The following is a 17282-nucleotide window of genomic DNA, read 5'->3' as shown; positions in this document are numbered from 1 at the left end:
AAAATGAAAAACGCAGTAAACGGTAAGTTGCTGCGTTTTTTTATGCTTTGTAAAAAGTTGTTTCTATTAATCTTCTTTTACTACCTGTGGTTTTTCGCCCTTAACAAATCGCTTTATTTTAATGTTCAGGTAAGCAAAAAGAACAGTCATAAACGGACTGATGATATTGAAAAAGGCATAAGGAGCATACGACCAGGTGTCAACGCCCAATACTCTTGACTGTGTGGCTCCACATGTATTCCACGGGATAAGCACGGAGGTAATTGTACCGCTGTCTTCCAGTGTTCTGCTCAAAACTTCGGGCTTAAGACCTTTGTCTTCGTAGGCTTTCCGGTACATCCTTCCGGGCACCACCAGGGCAATATACTGGTCGGAAGCCGTGGTGTTAAAAAAGATACAGGTGCCAACGGTTGATGCCACCAAACTTCCGGTGCTTTTGGCATACTTAACAATGGGCTGAGTAATTCGTTTCAGTAATCCTGCCGATTCCATTACGCCGCCAAAAACCATTGCCGAAAGAATGAGCCAAACCGTGTCGAGCATTCCGCGCATTCCAGAGGTACTCAGCAATTCGTTTACATTGGCATTCGACGTTGTAAGGCTAACATCGCCAAACATGGCCTGCATAACCGAATAATACGATGCGGTTCCGTAGTTGTTTACACTACCTGCAATAGTGTTTATAATATCAGGTTGAAAAATAATGGCAAATAAACCGCCCAGTAATGTGCCAATCAACAACGATGGAAGCGGCGGTACTTTTAATATGATTACGGTAATCAGAATTACCGGTACCAAAAACAATAAGGGGCTGGTGTTAAAAGTAGTGTCAATGGCCACTTTTACATCTTCAACGTTTATCGAGGCATGTGTAAAATCGTAATTGAAACCCATAATCAGGAAAATGATCAGGGTGATTGTCATCGTTGGCACCGTAGTTAGTGTCATGTATTTTATGTGGGTAAACAAATCGGTGCCGGCCATTGCAGGGGCAAGGTTGGTGGTGTCGCTTAACGGACTCATTTTATCGCCAAAATAGGCACCGCTGATAATCGCTCCGGCAACAATGGCTTCGTCAATTCCAATGGCTTTTCCAATGCCAAGCAGCGCAATTCCGATTGTGGCAATGGTCGACCACGAACTTCCGGTGGCCACACTAACAATCGCACTCACCACAACTGCCGTAAACAGAAACATTTTGGGGCTGATAATATCCAATCCGTAATAAATCATTGCCGGAACAACACCGCTGATCAGCCAGGTTCCCGCCAGCGAACCGATCAACAACAAAATTAAAATGGATGGCATTGCCGAACCGATAGTCGAAACGATTTTACTTTTGATTCTGTCCCAGCTAAATCCCAACCGATGAGCAACAATGCCTGCAATAGCAGCTGCCAGCATCAGTGCAACCTGGTTGGCGCCGGATAAAGTATCGTCGAAAAGTAATACGTTAAGCGTTAACAGACCAATTAAAATAAGAATGGGCAACAATGCCAGAAAAAGTGATGCTTCGCGTTTTGTTGTCATATTTAAGTAGCGGATATCAAAATGAAGCGCCAAAATAACATATTATAGTCGAAAAGTGTAATAAAATTGCGCTGAATTCGTACATTTTGTAAAAAACAAGCCCCAAAACAAAAACAAACTACATTTTATTTAGCGTATAATTATTTGTTCTTATTTTCGTTCTTTGTTAATTAACAAATTGATATGAAGCAAGGGGTTACATCTATATTAATCATTTTATTTTTTGTTTTTTGTGTTGGCCAGACCATGGCCCAGCGCGCCAACGGTTTGGCGATTGAAGGGTTGGTTACCGTTCAGGAAGGATCGTCGGAAGGATCGATTATACAAATGTATCGCGATGGACGACGACTGGATAATTACGGTATTGGGGCCGATGGAAAATACAATGTAGAACTGAACTGGAACCACAAATGGGAACTGGTATTTGAACACGAAGGAAATTTTAGCCAGAAAATTGTGGTTGAAACAGCTGTTCCGCGCGATGTTTTGAATACCGATCCTAAATTTCCTCCATTTCCGGTAAATATTAATTTGTTTACTGAAATTCCCGGAATCGATAATTCGTTTGCCGAGAATACTGTGCTAAAAATATTTTACAGCCCAAGCGTTGATAATTTTGTAAAGGAACTTTATTATAACGATGCGCAAATTGAACGCCTGATTAACCAGGCAATTGCACAGGCGCAACAAATAGACGAGAATGCCGATTTTATGGCGCGATTAACCCGTGCCGAACTGGCTGAACTTCGGAAAGAATACAATGAACTGCTGGAACAGGCCGGACAAGAATACAGCAACGAAGAGTTTCTGGAAGCTTTGGATGGTTATAAAGCTGCCAGTAAAATATTTCCAAGTGAGCAGTTTCCGAAAGACCGGATTGCTGAAATTAACGATTTGCTGGGATTGATAATGGCTGCCGAAGAGCTGGATGCAGCGATGTTGGCCCGTTTCAACAAGTTGGTTCGGGAAGGCGATTTGCACCTTGGCAATCGACAATTGCCCGAAGCCAAAAAATCATACAACCGCGCACTGTCGATAAAACCGTTGGATCAGTATGTCAACGATCAGCTAAAAAAGCTTGCTGAAATGCAGGAACAACAACGACTTGCCGGAAACTATCAGAACCTGATTGAGCAAGGCGATCAGGCAATCGACGAACTGTTGTTTAACGAGGCGCTTGGCCTTTTTAATCAGGCGCTTGAAATCAGGCCCAACGAACAATACCCAAAAACTAAAATTGCCGAAATTAATGGTTTGCTTGCCGAACAGCGCAAAAATCAGGAAGATCAGAAAAGTTATAATGATGCTATGTCGGAAGGAGAGCGTATGTTTTCCAAGCAGTTTTTCGATCGGGCACTTACTTCGTTCGAGAATGCATTGTCGTACAAACCCGGCGACATTAAGGCTACACGCCGCATTGAGGACTCGAAAAAGGAAATGAAGCGCATCCTCGATCGCATGGAGTTTGATAAATTTATTGCCGCTGCCGATAAAGCGTACAAAAAGGAAGATTACCCCGATGCTTTGTCGAACTACGAGCAGGCACTGGAACTGGTTCCCGATGAGCCACGAACAAAAAAGCGGGTAGAGGAGATCAGCGAAATTCTTTATGCACTAAACAGCTTTAACGAATTTGTGAGTCAGGCCGATAAGCAATTTGATGCACAAAGTTATGCTACCGCCAAATCACTTTACGAGAAAGCAAATGAATTAAAAGCGGGCGACAAACATGTGCAGGAGCGAATTGCTGAAATTGCGCAGCTAATAGCTCAGCAGGGAGTTGATGAGCAGTATGCACAGGTAATTAAACAGGCCGACAATTTGCTTGCACAGAAAAATTACGAAGATGCCAGGAGCCAATACACGGAAGCTTTGCAAATAAAACCGCGCGAACAGTACCCAAAGGATAAACTGGATGAAATTGCCTCCACTTTAACGGAATTAGCTCGTTTGGAACGGCAGTACAATGATTTAATTGCAGAGGGCGATCGTTTGTTTGGACGTGAGGATTATACCGATGCGAAATCAACATTTGCCCAGGCAGCACAGCTTAAACCGGAAGAAAGCTATCCTCCTGAGATGATGGATAAAATTGATGGTTTAATAGCCGAGAACGAACGTTTGGCGAGAGAAGAAGCTGAAGCGGAAGCAGCCCGATTGGCAGCCATCCAGGCCGAGAAAGATAAAAACTACAACGATGCCATTGCACGCGCCGATGAACTGTTTGCCGCTGAAAATTACGAAGAAGCACGCAACGAATACCGCGCAGCACTGGATATAAAACCGGAAGAAGCTTACGCGCAGCAACGTATCGATGAAATCGGAAACGTGCTGGCGCAACTTTCGGCAGCACAAAAAGCTTATGAAGATGCAGTAGCCGAAGCCGACCGTGAATTCCACAGCGAAAGTTGGGAGGCCGCCATTGCTGCGTACAATACGGCCAAACAAGCCAAAGCAGACGAAACTTACCCAGATGAACAGCTGGCCAAAATCGATTCGATTGTAAGCACAAGAGAACGTCTTGCACGGGAAGAAGCCGAAGCTGAAGCCGCCCGTTTGGCAGCCATCCAGGCCGAAAAGGATAAAAACTACAACGACGCCATTGCCCGTGCCGATGAACTGTTTACCGCGGAGAACTACGAAGAAGCACGCAACGAATACCGCGCAGCACTGGATATAAAACCCGAAGAAGCTTACGCGCAGCAACGTATCGATGAAATAGGAACAGTGCTGGCTCAACTTTCGGCAGCACAAAAAGCCTATGAAGATGCCGTTGCCGAAGCTGACCGCGAGTTTCGTGGAGAAAGTTGGGAAGCTGCCATTGCTGCTTACAATGCGGCAAAACAAGCCAAAGCAGACGAAACTTACCCGGATGAGCAGCTGGCCAAAATCGATTCGATTGTAAGCACAAGAGAGCGTATCGCCAGGGAAGAAGCCGAAGCTGAAGCCGCCCGTTTGGCAGCCATCCAGGCCGAAAAGGATAAAAACTACAACGACGCCATTGCCCGTGCCGATGAACTGTTTACCGCGGAGAACTACGAAGAAGCACGCAACGAATACCGCGCAGCACTGGATATAAAACCCGAAGAAGCTTACGCGCAGCAACGCATTGACGAAATCGGCAACGTGCTGGCACAACTTTCGGCAGCACAAAAAGCCTACGAAGATGCTGTTGCCGAAGCTGACCGTGAATTCCGCAGCGAAAGCTGGGATGCAGCAATTGTAGCCTACAACACCGCAAAACAAGCCAAAACCGACGAAACTTACCCGGATGAACAGCTGGCCAAAATCGATTCGATTGTAAGCACAAGAGAACGTTTGGCAAGGGAAGAAGCCGAAGCGGAAGCGGCACGTTTGGCAGCCATTCAGGCCGAGAAGGATAAAAACTACAACGACGCCATTGCCCGCGCCGACGGTTTGTTTGCTGCTGAGAATTATGAAGAATCACGCAACGAATACCGCGCAGCGCTGGATATAAAACCCGAAGAAGCTTACGCGCAGCAACGCATTGACGAAATCGGCAACGTGCTGGCGCAACTTTCGGCAGTACAAAAAGCTTATGAAGATGCAGTAGCCGAAGCCGACCGCGAGTTCCGTGGCGAAAGTTGGGAAGCTGCCATTGCTGCTTACAATACAGCAAAACAAGCTAAAGCTGATGAAACTTACCCGGATGAGCAGCTGGCAAAAATAGACTCGATTGTAAGCACAAGAGAACGTTTGGCAAGGGAAGCAGCCGAAGCTGAAGCAGCCCGTTTGGCAGCTATCCAGTCCGAAAAAGATAAAAACTACAACGACGCCATTGCCCGTGCCGATGAAATGTTTGCCGCTGAGAATTACGAAGAATCACGCAACGAATACCGTGCAGCTCAGGATATAAAACCGGAAGAATTGTATCCACCGCAACGTATCGATGAGATCGACCGGATTTTAAGAGAGTTAGCGGCGGCTCAGGCAGCGCAGGCAGAGTTAGACCGGAAATATGCGAATTTGATTATGCAGGCCGATCGTTTTTTCGCTGCAAATAGTTACACGCCATCAAAAGAGAATTACACAGAAGCGTTGGCATTAAAACCGGAAGAAACGTATCCGAAAGATAAAATTGCCGAAATAGACAGAATTCTTGAGCAACGAGCTATCGACGAAAAATACAGAAGTGTTATTGTGGTGGCCGATGGTCATTTCAGAACACAAGCGTACGACGATGCCCGCCTGCAATATGAGATTGCTTTAGGCGTAAAACCTAATGAAGAATATCCGAAAGAACAGATTCGTAAAATAGATGCAATTCGTGAAAACGAACGCCAGCAAATTGCTCAGGAACAAGCTAATGCCGAGGATCTGGCAAGAAGAAGAGATCAGATTGCTCAACTGGAAGAGGAGTTGGATGAGCAGCGAATTCTTGAAGAATCAGGGTTAAATGCGCTTTATGATCAGATCATTAAAAAGGCCGATGGTTCTTTTGATATCGAACTGTACAACGTGTCGAGAGCGTGGTACTACAAAGCACAGGATCTGAAACCGGAAGAGGCTTATCCGCCACGACGCATTGCCGAAATTAACCGAATATTGGGCGACATGATGTTGAGCGAACGCGACCGCGAATACCAGCGTTTTATCGACCTGGCGGATGAAAGTTTCAGGAATAACGAGCTGGCAGTGGCCAGAGGTTGGTACAACCAGGCTTTGTCGCAAAAGGATACTGAAAACTATCCGAAAGAACAGCTGCGTGAAATTGAACGTCGTGTGGCCGAGCGTGTTGCCGGGCAGAGTCAGCAGCAATTTGAGAACTTTAAAACTACGGCCAACAGTGCTTTCGAGGCGGGGAATTATAATGTAGCCCGTTTCTACTACCGAAAAGCCTTGGAGTTAAGATCGGATGATGCAGAGGTGAAAGCAAAATTGCAGGAAATAGAAGCATTACGTTAATGTAAAAACATCAATTCAAAACATCCTTTCCGAAAAAAGCCCGGTAACGATTTACCGGGCTTTTGCGTTTTTAAGTCCCCTTATAATTTCGAAAACTCTTTGCTCAAACATTTTAGCATTTCCAGGTTAAGTGATTCTGAGAATATGCGTATCAGGTGGGTGAGTTTTCCATCGTTGTACACCACACCCTGCTCCGCATCGAAAAGCTTGCATATGCCGTTGTATCGTATTTGAGTAATGGTTGCCTCAAATTCTTCTGGTGAAAGATGGCTTTCAGCTACAAAATATCCTTTGTGTTCTTCGATGAGGTCAAGGTAGAAATTGGGTTCTAATTCTTCCAGAAAAAAAGGCTTGCTGACGATAGTTTTAACCCGTTCGTCCAAATGAATTTTTTCAATAAACACTATGTTTTTTTCTTGTAAGCATTTTTCCAACTTTACCAGCTGGCTATAGTCCGGGAAGTTTTTTATGCGGATAGCAGGGTATTGTTTACCGCCTGATTCCACAAGCGCGCTGGCAATATTAATTCGTTCAAACAAACATTTTTCCAAACTCGATGAATAGCAGATTAGCTCCTCCAGGAAGTGAAATTTTTTAGTAAAAAGAAAGATTGAATTGGGTTTGGCTGTTCGGGGAAGTTGGCCGTAATAATTTGCATAAGGAGTTGAAGCTTCTGCAATGTAAATATTGTCGGGGATGTTCAGTTTTATTTGTTCCAGCTTTTCGTGTTTGATAATAAGTCCGCTAAAATATATTTTCTGTTTCATCGTGTTTATTTTAATGATCGTTACGTTTATATAAGACAATATTTGTACAGAATGATACGGTTACAAAGGGGAAATGTTATACCATTTTACAACATTATTTACATAAAAAAGTTAGCTGTTGAGTTTAATATAAATTTGAATTTATCGTAAAAAACGAACGGAAGACGGTGTTTGTGGCTGAATGATTATTTAGAACAAAAGTACAATGATGGGCTTGTGATTATTTATTTTTAACCAGCCATAAACATTGGTAAGCTTTTAATTTCTTTGATGTGAATTCGGAATTAGAAATGATATCGAAAGAAAATTCTGCCGGTATTTCTATTCCTGTTTCTTCATCGCAAAGGTTAACAATAGCGAGAATTGTCTGATCTTGTGATTTTCGTTGTATGGCAAACACTGCATGGCCAAAATCAAGAATTTTCTGCTGCGCATTCGGATGAAAAGCGCTTTGTTTTTTACGAAGCAGAATAAGTTGTTGTAACGATTGAAATACTTTTTTCTGTGGCGTATCATTGTTTAACACATCCTGCAATTCATGAAGCTGCCATTTGCGTCGATTTATGGTGCGGTTGTGCTGTGTTTTTGCAACGCCTTCGTAATAATTTGGCGTTGCCGTTAAACTGTGTATATAAAATGCCGGAACGCCTGCCAAACTCATCATACAAACCTGCGAAGCCAGAAAACGATCGACCTGAAGGCTGTCTTCGCCCTTGTGTGTGCCTTTAAGCGCATCGAAATAGGTAATGTTCAATTCGTACGGACTTTGGCTGCCATCAGGGTTGGATTTGTAGTTTACCAGGCCGCCAAAACCTTTCATGTTTTCCACCAACGAATTTTTCTCGTCGTCGGGCAAAAGTCCTTCCAGCGGACGAACGCCAATGCCATCGTGCGAAGCGGTGAAATTGAAAAAGGTTTTATCGCCGTTGAGTTGAGGTAAGCTTTTTGCCCAGGTTGATAAATAACGTGAATTACCCGTATGCAATGCATGCAATAACAGGGGAGGGAGGCTAAACTGGTAAACCATGTGTGCTTCGTCGCCATGGCCAAAATAGCTCAGGTTTTCTTTGTTGGGAACATTGGTTTCGGTAAGTATAATTGTATCGTGATTGATAAATTCGGCCACATCGCGCATCAGTTTTACCACTTCGTGTGTTTCGGGCAAATGCAAACAGGTTGTGCCCACTACTTTCCACAAAAATGCTATCGCGTCGAGGCGGATAATTCGTGCTCCTTTGTTGATGTAGCCAAGCAGAATATCCATCATTTCAACCAGCAAATCGGGATTGGAAAAATTCAGATCTACCTGGTCGGCACTAAAAGTTGTCCAAACGTGCTGGGTGCCGTTTGCCGTTTCGTAAGAAGTTAAAAGTGGCGTACTGCGCGGACGGGTTACCAGCGAAAGGTCTGTTCCCGGATCTTCAGTAATAAAATAATCCTTACCTTTTCCGTGCTGCTTCAAAAAGTTAAGAAACCACTGGTTTTGGCTCGATGCATGATTGATCACCAAATCGGCCATCAGGTCGTAATCGTTTGTTAAATCCTCAATATCTTGCCAATCACCAAGTTCCGGATTCACTTCCCGGAAATCGATCACCGAAAAACCGTCGTCGCTGCTGTAAGGGAAAAAAGGCAAAATATGAACAACGGTTAATTGTTCACGTAGATTTTCGTTTAAAAAAGTGCGGAGTGTTTGCAACGGAGCTTCATTATCCGTTTTTATACTGTCGCCGTAGGTAATCAATACCACATCTTTTTCATTCCATTTTTGGCCTTTTGATGCGGCAATCCGGTACGACGAGATAACACTTATCAAATCGGTGAGAATTGATTTCTCATACTTCTCCTTGTAGATAAACTTTAGCCGGCTTTCAATTTTTTCGATGAAAGAACGATCGGGATGAATCATATTGTTTCCGGATTTTAGATGATACTGTTATCGGCTTCCACAATCTCATAAAACTCTTCCAGAATATTGGGGAATGCACTTTGCACACGTTTCCAGCTGGGCATATTCGGTACATTATCCGGGTTTTCCAGAAATTGAATACCCGATTGATACACGTTTTTCACAAACAGATCGATTACCTCCTCTTCTTTATGAAAATCGTACGAGAGGCCATTCATTGCTGCATCGGCTTTGTATAATTCAACAAATTCGAGTGCAATACGGTAGTAGGTAGCTTTTAAGGTTCTGAAAAACTCAGGGCTTAAAGTTACCCCGTCGGAAGCCAGTTTGCCAAAAATAGCACGCGAAACATCGCGACTCATTTTCGATAATCCTTTTTCGGCATCTTCGGCTGAAAGGTCCTGGTGTTTATGGTCGTAGCGGTCGGCAATTTCAACCTGACAAATCCGGTTAAACGAGTTGTTACGTTCTACCTCGTTTAAAATACCAATTTCAAGTCCCCAGTCGTAGGGAATGCGAATGGTTTTTATAATGTCGGCACGCATTGAGAATTCCCCGGCCAGCGGGTAACGGAAGCTATCGAGATATTCGAGGTAAGTATGGTGCCCCAGTAATTTTTTCAGGGTTCGTAGCAGCGGGGTAACCAGCAAGCGCACAGCACGGCCGTGTAGCTTTTCGTCGTCGGTTCTGAAATAGAAACCTTTACAATATTTAAAGTTAAACGATGGATCGGCAACCGGGTAAACCAGCCGTGCCAGCATTTCGCGGTTGTAGGTAACAATATCGGCGTCGTGCAGGGCAATTGCTTCAGAGCGTCCCGAGGCGATCATGTAGCCAAAGCAGAACCAAACATTTCGGCCTTTTCCGGGAACGGTGGTAACGATATTCTTCGACGCCAGTTTCTTTTTGAATTCCTGCATACGCGGTCCGTCGTTCCATAAAACCCGGTGATGCTGTGGTAATTCTGCAAAAAATTCAAGCGCATTTTTGTATTGATAATCGTCGGCACGATCTAATCCGATAACAATTTCAGAAACATACGGGATGTCTTTTAAAACCGAAACAATATCTTTTAATGCCTGGCGCGAAAGTTCTGAATATAAGGAGGGAATGATTAATCCAATGGGACGTTTTTTACTAAATTTTTCCAATTTTTGTTCCAGCTCTTCATAAGGCCGGGCACGTAAATTATGCAGTGTTGCTACAAATCCATTCTGATAAAAATCACCCATTTTTTACTATTTTATGTCTTTCAAATAACTGATGTATGGTGCCGATATTCCGGCGACCTTTTAAATATAAAAAACATTTACTTTAAACATTGCCCATTTGTTTTGAAATGGCACGTTAGGCCGAATAATTAATATGCAACTTTCGTATTACAACTCGCGCATGTACATACTTTTTATAATCGGCTCAAGTTTATCAGCAATTATTTTATGATCGAGTTTTTCCTTTAAAACCTTAAGGTTGTGTATTACCACTTTGTTTCTGTATGGAATATCAGTAAGTAGTCGATACGCCGAATCAACCAACTCTTCAGTTACTCCTCCGCCATCAATAGCCGGCAAATCAAAACCATATTGCTCAATTTCTTGTTTGTACACCTCGTATTTGTTGATTACCGCCGGCAATCCGTACGACATCATTTCCAGCAGGTTGTTACCAAAACCTTCCACATCGCTGAAATAAGTTCCAAGTCCGCCATGAGCAGCCACAATAGAAGGTATTTCAGCAAATTTGTAGAACTTTTTATCAACGATGATGTCGCGGTGCGAAAGGATGTTGTGTTCGCCAAAAATCAATACCACATTGCTGTCGGGATGTGCTTTGCAAAGTTCGGTGTAATGCTCGTTCAGGTTGTTGAGGTACTGGTTTTGCTCGTCGCCCGAGTGGCCACTAACAATTACCGCAACACATTTTTTCTCACCATTCGTAGCGAATTTCTTCTCCAGTTCAAAAGCCAGATCGATGGCCAGCTCAATTTTTTTACGGGGAACAACGCGGGTGTGTTGCAGCAGGATTACGGTTTCGTCCATAGTAAAACCACGGCTTTCAACTTGCTGAACAAGGCCGATGTCTTTCATAAACGAGTCGTTATAATTGTCTTGTGCCGGGCAAATTAATTCTTCGGTTTCCGGGGCGATGTTTTCCCAATCCCATGGAATTTCGCAAGTGTTTGGTACAACAGTTGTTCGCAGTTTAAAGAATTTCTCGAGTTTACTGGCGTTGTGCTGCTCGAAAAGCCTTTTCCCCAGGTCGATTTGTTGCTTGTTAATAAAAGCAATTGAATTTACAAAAGTAACTCCAGGCAGGTATTTCAAATACTTTTGAATCACTTTGTTGGGATTCGAGAAAATAGCGCGCTCGAAATACGAGTCGTGCCACCACACCATCAATTTCGGCCAGATAATTCCTTCTGCGCGCAACTCTTCAATGTAATAACCCAATCCAACGGCAGTGATAAAATTATACGGATGCGAGGTATTGTGGGCAATAATAAGGTCGATATCGTTTTCGTCAACCCATTCCTGAATTACCTTTTTTGCATAGAGCGCATTTTCATGAATCATCTCATCCAGACCTTCAGTGTCGGGATTATTGAAGTTATTCAAAATGGTTTTATGCGCCTCGCTTTTGTGCCAGAATACATCGTTGGTTTGTGCATTAAAACGCGGCGATGAGTGGGCTGCCAAAAAGAAAAAGTTACCAATGTTTATGCCGAGATGTTCCGACATGGCTTCAACGGTTTGGTCGATAACAATGGAAACGCCATCGTTTTTGCCAATTAAGGAGTGGATAATTCCTACGCGTAATTCGTTTAGCTTCATCCTATAATTTTCAGTAGTTGTTTTAAATCGTTGATAATAAAATCGGGGAACATTCCTTTTACACGTTCGTCGTCTTCGCGCAGGCGTAGCGAGCGTTCGTCGCCGGCAAACAGCACCGTTCGCAAACCTGCTTTTGTGGCTGTGTAAACGTCTTTTAGCATGTCGTTGCCCACAAATATGGTTTCCGATGGTTCGATATTGTATTTGCTCTTCAGTGCCGGAATAAATTTGTTGAACAAAGCCGTATCGGGTTTGGCCCGCAGTTCTTTGAATGAATACACCGAAAGTTCTTCCTCAAAAAGATCGATATGCTGATTGGTTGAAAATTCGCCGGTAAGAAAATAATTCATGATAATTGGCGTGTAGAATTGCGCGTTGGAAACAATACCCATTGGGATGCCCGTTTTTTTTATTGCCAGCAGCACTTCTTTCATTCCCGGCATGGGGTATACGCGGTTGCTTAGCAGTTCGAAAACCATTATGGTATCTTCCCACGATTCGGTGCCTCTCAGTTTTAACAATCCTTTGTTTTCGGCTGCTTCAAACATGTTTTTCCACACCTCAAAAATATCTACATCGGGGTAGGGATGGCCTTTTGTTTTTAGCTCTTCGTGTTGCTTTTTTACCTGTTCCTGAAACTGGTCGAGCAGAAAACTGCAGGTTTCCTCTTTGCAACCCGATAAGTCGAATCCACCGGCTTCCATGGCAGTGCGCATATTGTCTTTATTTAGCGAAACCTGATCGATATCGCCTGACGATGAAATAAGCAAAGTTCCGTAAATATCGAAAATTACGGCTTTAATTTTTTCTTTCGAATCGGTTTTTATGTTGGGACAAAAAGTGGTGGGAATGGGTTGCAGTTGCTCTGAACTATCCAACCATTTTTTTATATCGTTTCTGAAGTTTAATTCCATATCCCTGTAAAGAATAGTTGTTTTTGATAATTGTCTTGTTTTTTTCTGTAATATATAACTTTACGTCACTAAACAAAGTGTTTAGTATGGAGTTTTGTTCAAACAGTTTGTGTTTTTCTATCTTTCCGCTAATAATTGCAGAAATGATCTCCATCTGCATTTTTAAGTTCAGATATTTAAAATCTGTTTTAATTCCCGGTATATTCAATTTGTAATAAAGTGTAGGAAAGCTAAAACCGTCGTTTTTAAAATCGCGGGTGATAAAATCAATATCCCGGCCAACCACAGGTGTGTCCAGTAACCAGGGTTCGAGGTACACCATTCCAAAACCTTCCTTGTAACTTGTGGTGATGCAGAAATCGCTGCCCCGCAGTAAATTTTCGAAGTTTACTTTTTGGCCGGCTTCAAATACAATATCAATCTCATTCTCGTTACAGAATTTAATCCATTGTTTGTACATTTCAAACTCTAGAGGATTTTGGGGTGGTTGTGTTACCGCAAAATTTGCCCGGTGCCGGAATAAAATGGAGAGCAAGATAAACTCACCAATATTTTTGCGTTGAATAACACGTACCGGGTAGGTCACCAACAGTTTGTCGGCATCAATATTCAGCTCTTTACAAACGGCTTGCTTTGCAACTTGTTTTTCGGGCAGGTCATCCGATGCATCAAATGTTACCGGGTTAGGGAGCCACTCAATGCGGTCTTCTGTAACACCCAGCTCTTTCAACCGGTCGAAATCAAACGAATTCAGCACCCCAAACTGATAATTCGGAAGATTTGGGTAAAGCACTTCGTTAAGGTTCTGCGAAAAATTATCGTAAATAATTTCTTCCAGAAACGAATAATTGCTGGGGCGGTCTTCGGCAAAATCGTGAGCATGGTTAAACACTTTTACACCTTCTTTTGCCAACAGGTAAACAGCATACGTTACAATCGGATTTTTACCCAAATTAAGGTTGTGAAAATGCAAAATAGTATCGCGGGTAAGGTGTTCCCGAATCTCGCGATGTATTTTATGCAGCATTTCCATGGCTTCCTGGTCGGTGTATTTCCGGCGCTCCAGGTAATTTAAATCGGGTATTATATGAAGCTCCGCATTTTTCGATTTTATTTTGCTGCCATCGGGGCAGGCACCTACCAAAACTTTTATTTCTTCGCCTTGCAGGCTGTCGATTTGCGATTCAATAATCCGGTTAACACCACCCGGATTTAAATGACTGTGTGCGATTACTACTGGCATATTTTTAGTTTATGCATAAAAATAGGAAATCGTTGCTAAATAATTTCTAAGAATTTATTTTTATGGAAATATTAACTAAAACCTAAAACCTATGAGAAAAATTGCAACATTTTTGCTTTTGGCGATCGCTACATTTGTTTCAGCACAGGATTTGCCGTATCGTTTGGAAGAATTAACCGCCCCCGATTTTATTAAAGCCGTTGAAAAAAGTTCAAAAACCTGTATTATTCCTATCGGAGTAATGGAAAAACACGGCGCTCAATTACCTTTGGGAACCGACTTGTACATGTCGAGAGAATATTCGTTGCGGGCAGCCGAACAGGAATATACGGTCGTTTTTCCGTGGTACTATTTTAGTCAGATTAACGAGGCACGTCACCAGCCCGGCACCATTTCGTATTCGCCCGAATTGATTTGGAAAGTGCTGCAGGAAACCCTGGACGAACTGCACCGAAATGGTTTTGAAAAGATCATTATTGTTAATGGCCATGGCGGCAACAATGCTTTTCTGAATTATTTTGGAATGGCACAACTTTCAGAACCGCGGGATTACTCCCTGTACTGGTTTCGCCCGGAAGGTAATCGTGAAATTGATGAAAAGGCCGAGGCTTTAACACGACACGATCCGTACGATTCTCATGCAGGCAACAGCGAAACTTCAGAAATGTTGGCAACAGTACCCGATGTAGTACATGTCGATCGGGCCAAACAGCAATCGGGTGTTGATCAGGACCGGATGAATGCATTAAAATATGTTTATACCGGAATTTGGTGGTATGCCAGTTACCCGAATCATTACGGGGGAGAAGCCTGGGATGCCAATGCTGAAGCTGGGGAATTGTTTATTAATGAAAAGGTAGAGCAGCTGGTTGAAATGATTAAATTGGTTAAAACCGACACTGTTGTACCAGCTTTGCAAGAGCAATTCTTTAAAGAAGCTGCTGATCCGTTAGATACAAAACAGTGATTAATTCGGTAAAACAGCTGCTGTAAATTGAACACTTTATTTTTGCTGTAATGCGATGAAGAAATTCGGTGCAGTAACGAACAACGGAAAGGACTTTTCGGTAGTTTTGCGCCGAATTTTTTACGAATTATGAAAGCATTTTTGACCGTTGGATTGCTGATCCTTTCCAATACCTTTATGACCTTTGCCTGGTACGGACATTTGAAATTTGCCGAAATGAAGTGGTTCAGTAAATTGGGAATAGGATCGATCGTTTTAATTAGCTGGGGAATCGCCTTGTTTGAATACTTCTTTCAGGTACCGGCCAACCGCATCGGATTTCGGGATCATGGCGGCCCGTTTTCGCTCATCGAGCTAAAAGTAATTCAGGAGGTAATAACGCTGGTGGTGTTTTCGGTTTTTACATTTGTACTTTTCCGAACCGAAACATTTCGCTGGAACCACTTTATTGGTTTCATGTTTCTTATACTGGCCGTTTATTTCATTTTTAAAAAATAGGTGGCAAAAAGTTAAGTCGAACTTATTGCAGGGGAAGGTTTTATGCGCTAAGTAGTTTTGAACCGCTAAGCGCATATTAAAATAACTTTTTCAGCAATTCTTCTTCAATCAGGAACTGCGATTGTTGTTTAAAATTCTCAAAATCCAGCTCAATCATTTCTTTGGCAATTTCTTTACTTACGAGTTTCCCTTTTCTACTACCGGCGTAATCACGAAACGAAGAAAATTCCCAGTCAGATAGGGAATTGGCAATTCCTGCAATCACCGGATTCTGGTGTATGTACAGAAAACATGCGGTGGTATAGTCTGGCCTATGCGCTAAGCGGTTGGAACCGTTAAGCGCTTCTTCAAAAGCAATGTCGTTCAGGTTTTTAGCTTTTGTGTTATGCGAGAATAATTTTCCTCTTCTGTTTCGCTCTTTGTTTATCGCCTGAGTATAAGAACTTAAAATATTACCAAATCGTTTTGATAAAAGTTGAATATGCGGAAGATGAGATTCGTTGTCTGTTCTGCAACCATTTGGCGTTGCCTGAATTAAAAAATGAAAATGGTTGGGCATAAGTACCCAGGAAAGAATATTACAAGCCGGTTTTATTTGAAGTTGAACTTTCTTTAGAAAATACAAATAGTTTTCACGAGAAAAGAAAACTTGTTCATTTGATCTGTTGTAAACGTGATAAACGGCATCTGGTTCGAAATGCATTTTTATTTAAAGGTAAGAATTTTACAATTATTTGCAGGTTTTAAGCGCTAAGCGCATAGATTAAGTAAATTCCTCATTCCTCAACATATTCCAAAATATCACCAGGTTGGCAATCCAGAGCTTCGCAAATCGCTTCCAGCGTACTGAAACGTACAGCCTTTGCTTTTCCGGTTTTTAATATCGAAAGGTTGGCCAGTGTGATGTTTACTTTCTCCGAAAGTTCGTTGAGCGACATTTTTCGCCGCGCCATCATTACATCAAGATTTACAATTATCGGCATAGCTTTAAACCGTTAAATCGTTTTCATTCTGTAACTCAACTCCGCGCTTAAATATTTGCGAAATTATAAATACCAGGCCGGCCATAAACAGGTATTGTCCGTGATTCCATGAGTCATTAAGATTGCCTGCCTTTTCTCCTAACCATGCAATAAAACCACCTGTAGTAACGGCGAATACCCACACTGCAAAAAGCAAATAACTAATGCGCTCCAGTTTAAAAGCAACTTCAGAAGCAAAAGGATTTGTCAACTTTATTTTCGTGATGAGTTTTACCACCATCCACCATACAATTGCTTTAATTATAGAAGTGACAAATTGAGAGGCCATCAAAACCGAATAGAGGTTGAAATTTTCTTGTCTTAATTGATACAGGTTGAGGCCTTCGTGAATATTTTTCGCGCTTTCGGGATTCCATACACTTGAAAAATAAGAGAATAGTAAAACACCTGCGGCCACAACAAAACTAAAAAATGCAATCCAGGCTACTACTTTCATAAGAATTAGAACATGTTCGGTTTGTGTTTTTTCCACCTTTTTCATTGTAGTTGTATTAAATGTTTTATGCAAATTAAATAATAAATTATCGAAAAACAATAAATAAAAATTCTAAATCAATAAATATTTATTGATTAGTGCTGATTAGGTGGTGACTACACTATTATTTGTATGTGTTATATTTCAATAGTTAGTAGCTCATAGTTTCTTAATTCAGA

General features: G+C 42.2%; 13 protein-coding genes. 3 read left to right on the top strand and 10 right to left on the bottom strand.

The features are described from left to right. Positions 1-66: 66 nt before the first annotated feature. Entirely contained in the window at positions 67-1530 is a 1464-nt protein-coding gene (gene nhaC / locus BMW53_RS00120) for a Na+/H+ antiporter NhaC (RefSeq protein ID WP_038561717.1), read from the bottom strand. A gap of 183 nt (positions 1531-1713) precedes the next feature. On the opposite strand from nhaC, the gene BMW53_RS00115 reads away from it, so the two are divergent. Continuing rightward, entirely contained in the window at positions 1714-6456 is a 4743-nt protein-coding gene (locus BMW53_RS00115) for a hypothetical protein (protein WP_074780026.1), read from the top strand. A gap of 80 nt (positions 6457-6536) precedes the next feature. Here the strand turns inward: BMW53_RS00115 and BMW53_RS00110 are convergent, their stop codons facing one another. The 6 genes from BMW53_RS00110 to BMW53_RS00085 all read right to left on the bottom strand — a co-directional run bounded on the left by BMW53_RS00110 (position 6537) and on the right by BMW53_RS00085 (position 14120). Beyond that, positions 6537-7223, bottom strand: coding sequence for a hypothetical protein (locus BMW53_RS00110; RefSeq protein ID WP_038561726.1), 687 nt, complete (start codon positions 7221-7223; stop codon positions 6537-6539). A gap of 220 nt (positions 7224-7443) precedes the next feature. Further along, a complete protein-coding gene (locus tag BMW53_RS00105; RefSeq protein ID WP_038561729.1) occupies positions 7444-9132 on the bottom strand; it encodes a sugar phosphorylase in 1689 nt (562 codons plus the stop codon). Between the two features lie 14 nt (positions 9133-9146). Then, positions 9147-10364 carry a glycosyltransferase family protein gene (locus BMW53_RS00100; RefSeq protein ID WP_038561732.1) on the bottom strand — a complete coding sequence of 406 codons (1218 nt, stop codon included), beginning with the start codon at positions 10362-10364 and terminating at the stop codon, positions 9147-9149. A 147-nt stretch (positions 10365-10511) separates the two neighbouring features. Continuing rightward, entirely contained in the window at positions 10512-11963 is a 1452-nt protein-coding gene (locus BMW53_RS00095; protein ID WP_038561735.1) for a hypothetical protein, read from the bottom strand. Further along, positions 11960-12841, bottom strand: coding sequence for an HAD family hydrolase (locus BMW53_RS00090; RefSeq protein ID WP_175463504.1), 882 nt, complete (start codon positions 12839-12841; stop codon positions 11960-11962). Before BMW53_RS00090 ends, BMW53_RS00095 begins: the two co-directional genes overlap by 4 nt. Further along, positions 12834-14120 carry a glycosyltransferase family protein gene (locus BMW53_RS00085; protein WP_074780020.1) on the bottom strand — a complete coding sequence of 429 codons (1287 nt, stop codon included), beginning with the start codon at positions 14118-14120 and terminating at the stop codon, positions 12834-12836. Before BMW53_RS00085 ends, BMW53_RS00090 begins: the two co-directional genes overlap by 8 nt. 91 nt (positions 14121-14211) lie before the next feature. On the opposite strand from BMW53_RS00085, the gene BMW53_RS00080 reads away from it, so the two are divergent. Together BMW53_RS00080 and BMW53_RS00075 are read left to right on the top strand one after the other, a co-directional pair. Then, the gene (locus BMW53_RS00080) at positions 14212-15087 is read left to right on the top strand and encodes a creatininase family protein (RefSeq protein WP_038561737.1); all 876 of its coding nucleotides are present in this window, start codon (positions 14212-14214) and stop codon (positions 15085-15087) included. Positions 15088-15216: 129 nt separating this feature from the next. Beyond that, positions 15217-15585, top strand: a complete 369-nt coding sequence (locus BMW53_RS00075; RefSeq protein ID WP_038561740.1) for a DMT family protein — start codon at positions 15217-15219, stop codon at positions 15583-15585. 76 nt (positions 15586-15661) lie between these two features. On the opposite strand, the gene BMW53_RS00070 is transcribed toward BMW53_RS00075, so the two are convergent. The 3 genes from BMW53_RS00070 to BMW53_RS00060 form a co-directional block, all read right to left on the bottom strand. Beyond that, a complete protein-coding gene (locus BMW53_RS00070; RefSeq protein WP_038561743.1) occupies positions 15662-16288 on the bottom strand; it encodes a hypothetical protein in 627 nt (208 codons plus the stop codon). Positions 16289-16361: 73 nt separating this feature from the next. Continuing rightward, positions 16362-16568: a helix-turn-helix domain-containing protein gene (locus BMW53_RS00065; RefSeq protein ID WP_038561746.1), complete on the bottom strand. Its 207-nt coding sequence runs from the start codon at positions 16566-16568 to the stop codon at positions 16362-16364. Positions 16569-16572: 4 nt separating this feature from the next. Then, positions 16573-17109, bottom strand: coding sequence for a DUF2975 domain-containing protein (locus BMW53_RS00060; RefSeq protein ID WP_038561749.1), 537 nt, complete (start codon positions 17107-17109; stop codon positions 16573-16575). Positions 17110-17282: the final 173 nt, after the last annotated feature.

The sequence above is a fragment of the Draconibacterium orientale genome (assembly GCF_900111425.1).
Lineage (GTDB): Bacteria > Bacteroidota > Bacteroidia > Bacteroidales > Prolixibacteraceae > Draconibacterium > Draconibacterium orientale.
This window is presented reverse-complemented; position numbering and strand designations above follow the sequence as displayed.

Bases quoted from the DNA above. Each gene is read 5' to 3' on its own strand.
- nhaC (WP_038561717.1), bottom strand. From the start codon at position 1,530: ATGACAACAAAACGCGAAGCATCACTTTTTCTGGCATTGTTGCCCATT.
- BMW53_RS00115 (WP_074780026.1), top strand. From the start codon at position 1,714: ATGAAGCAAGGGGTTACATCTATATTAATCATTTTATTTTTTGTTTTT.
- BMW53_RS00110 (WP_038561726.1), bottom strand. From the start codon at position 7,223: ATGAAACAGAAAATATATTTTAGCGGACTTATTATCAAACACGAAAAG.
- BMW53_RS00105 (WP_038561729.1), bottom strand. From the start codon at position 9,132: ATGATTCATCCCGATCGTTCTTTCATCGAAAAAATTGAAAGCCGGCTA.
- BMW53_RS00100 (WP_038561732.1), bottom strand. From the start codon at position 10,364: ATGGGTGATTTTTATCAGAATGGATTTGTAGCAACACTGCATAATTTA.
- BMW53_RS00095 (WP_038561735.1), bottom strand. From the start codon at position 11,963: ATGAAGCTAAACGAATTACGCGTAGGAATTATCCACTCCTTAATTGGC.
- BMW53_RS00085 (WP_074780020.1), bottom strand. From the start codon at position 14,120: ATGCCAGTAGTAATCGCACACAGTCATTTAAATCCGGGTGGTGTTAAC.
- BMW53_RS00080 (WP_038561737.1), top strand. From the start codon at position 14,212: ATGAGAAAAATTGCAACATTTTTGCTTTTGGCGATCGCTACATTTGTT.
- BMW53_RS00075 (WP_038561740.1), top strand. From the start codon at position 15,217: ATGAAAGCATTTTTGACCGTTGGATTGCTGATCCTTTCCAATACCTTT.
- BMW53_RS00070 (WP_038561743.1), bottom strand. From the start codon at position 16,288: ATGCATTTCGAACCAGATGCCGTTTATCACGTTTACAACAGATCAAAT.
- BMW53_RS00065 (WP_038561746.1), bottom strand. From the start codon at position 16,568: ATGCCGATAATTGTAAATCTTGATGTAATGATGGCGCGGCGAAAAATG.
- BMW53_RS00060 (WP_038561749.1), bottom strand. From the start codon at position 17,109: ATGAAAAAGGTGGAAAAAACACAAACCGAACATGTTCTAATTCTTATG.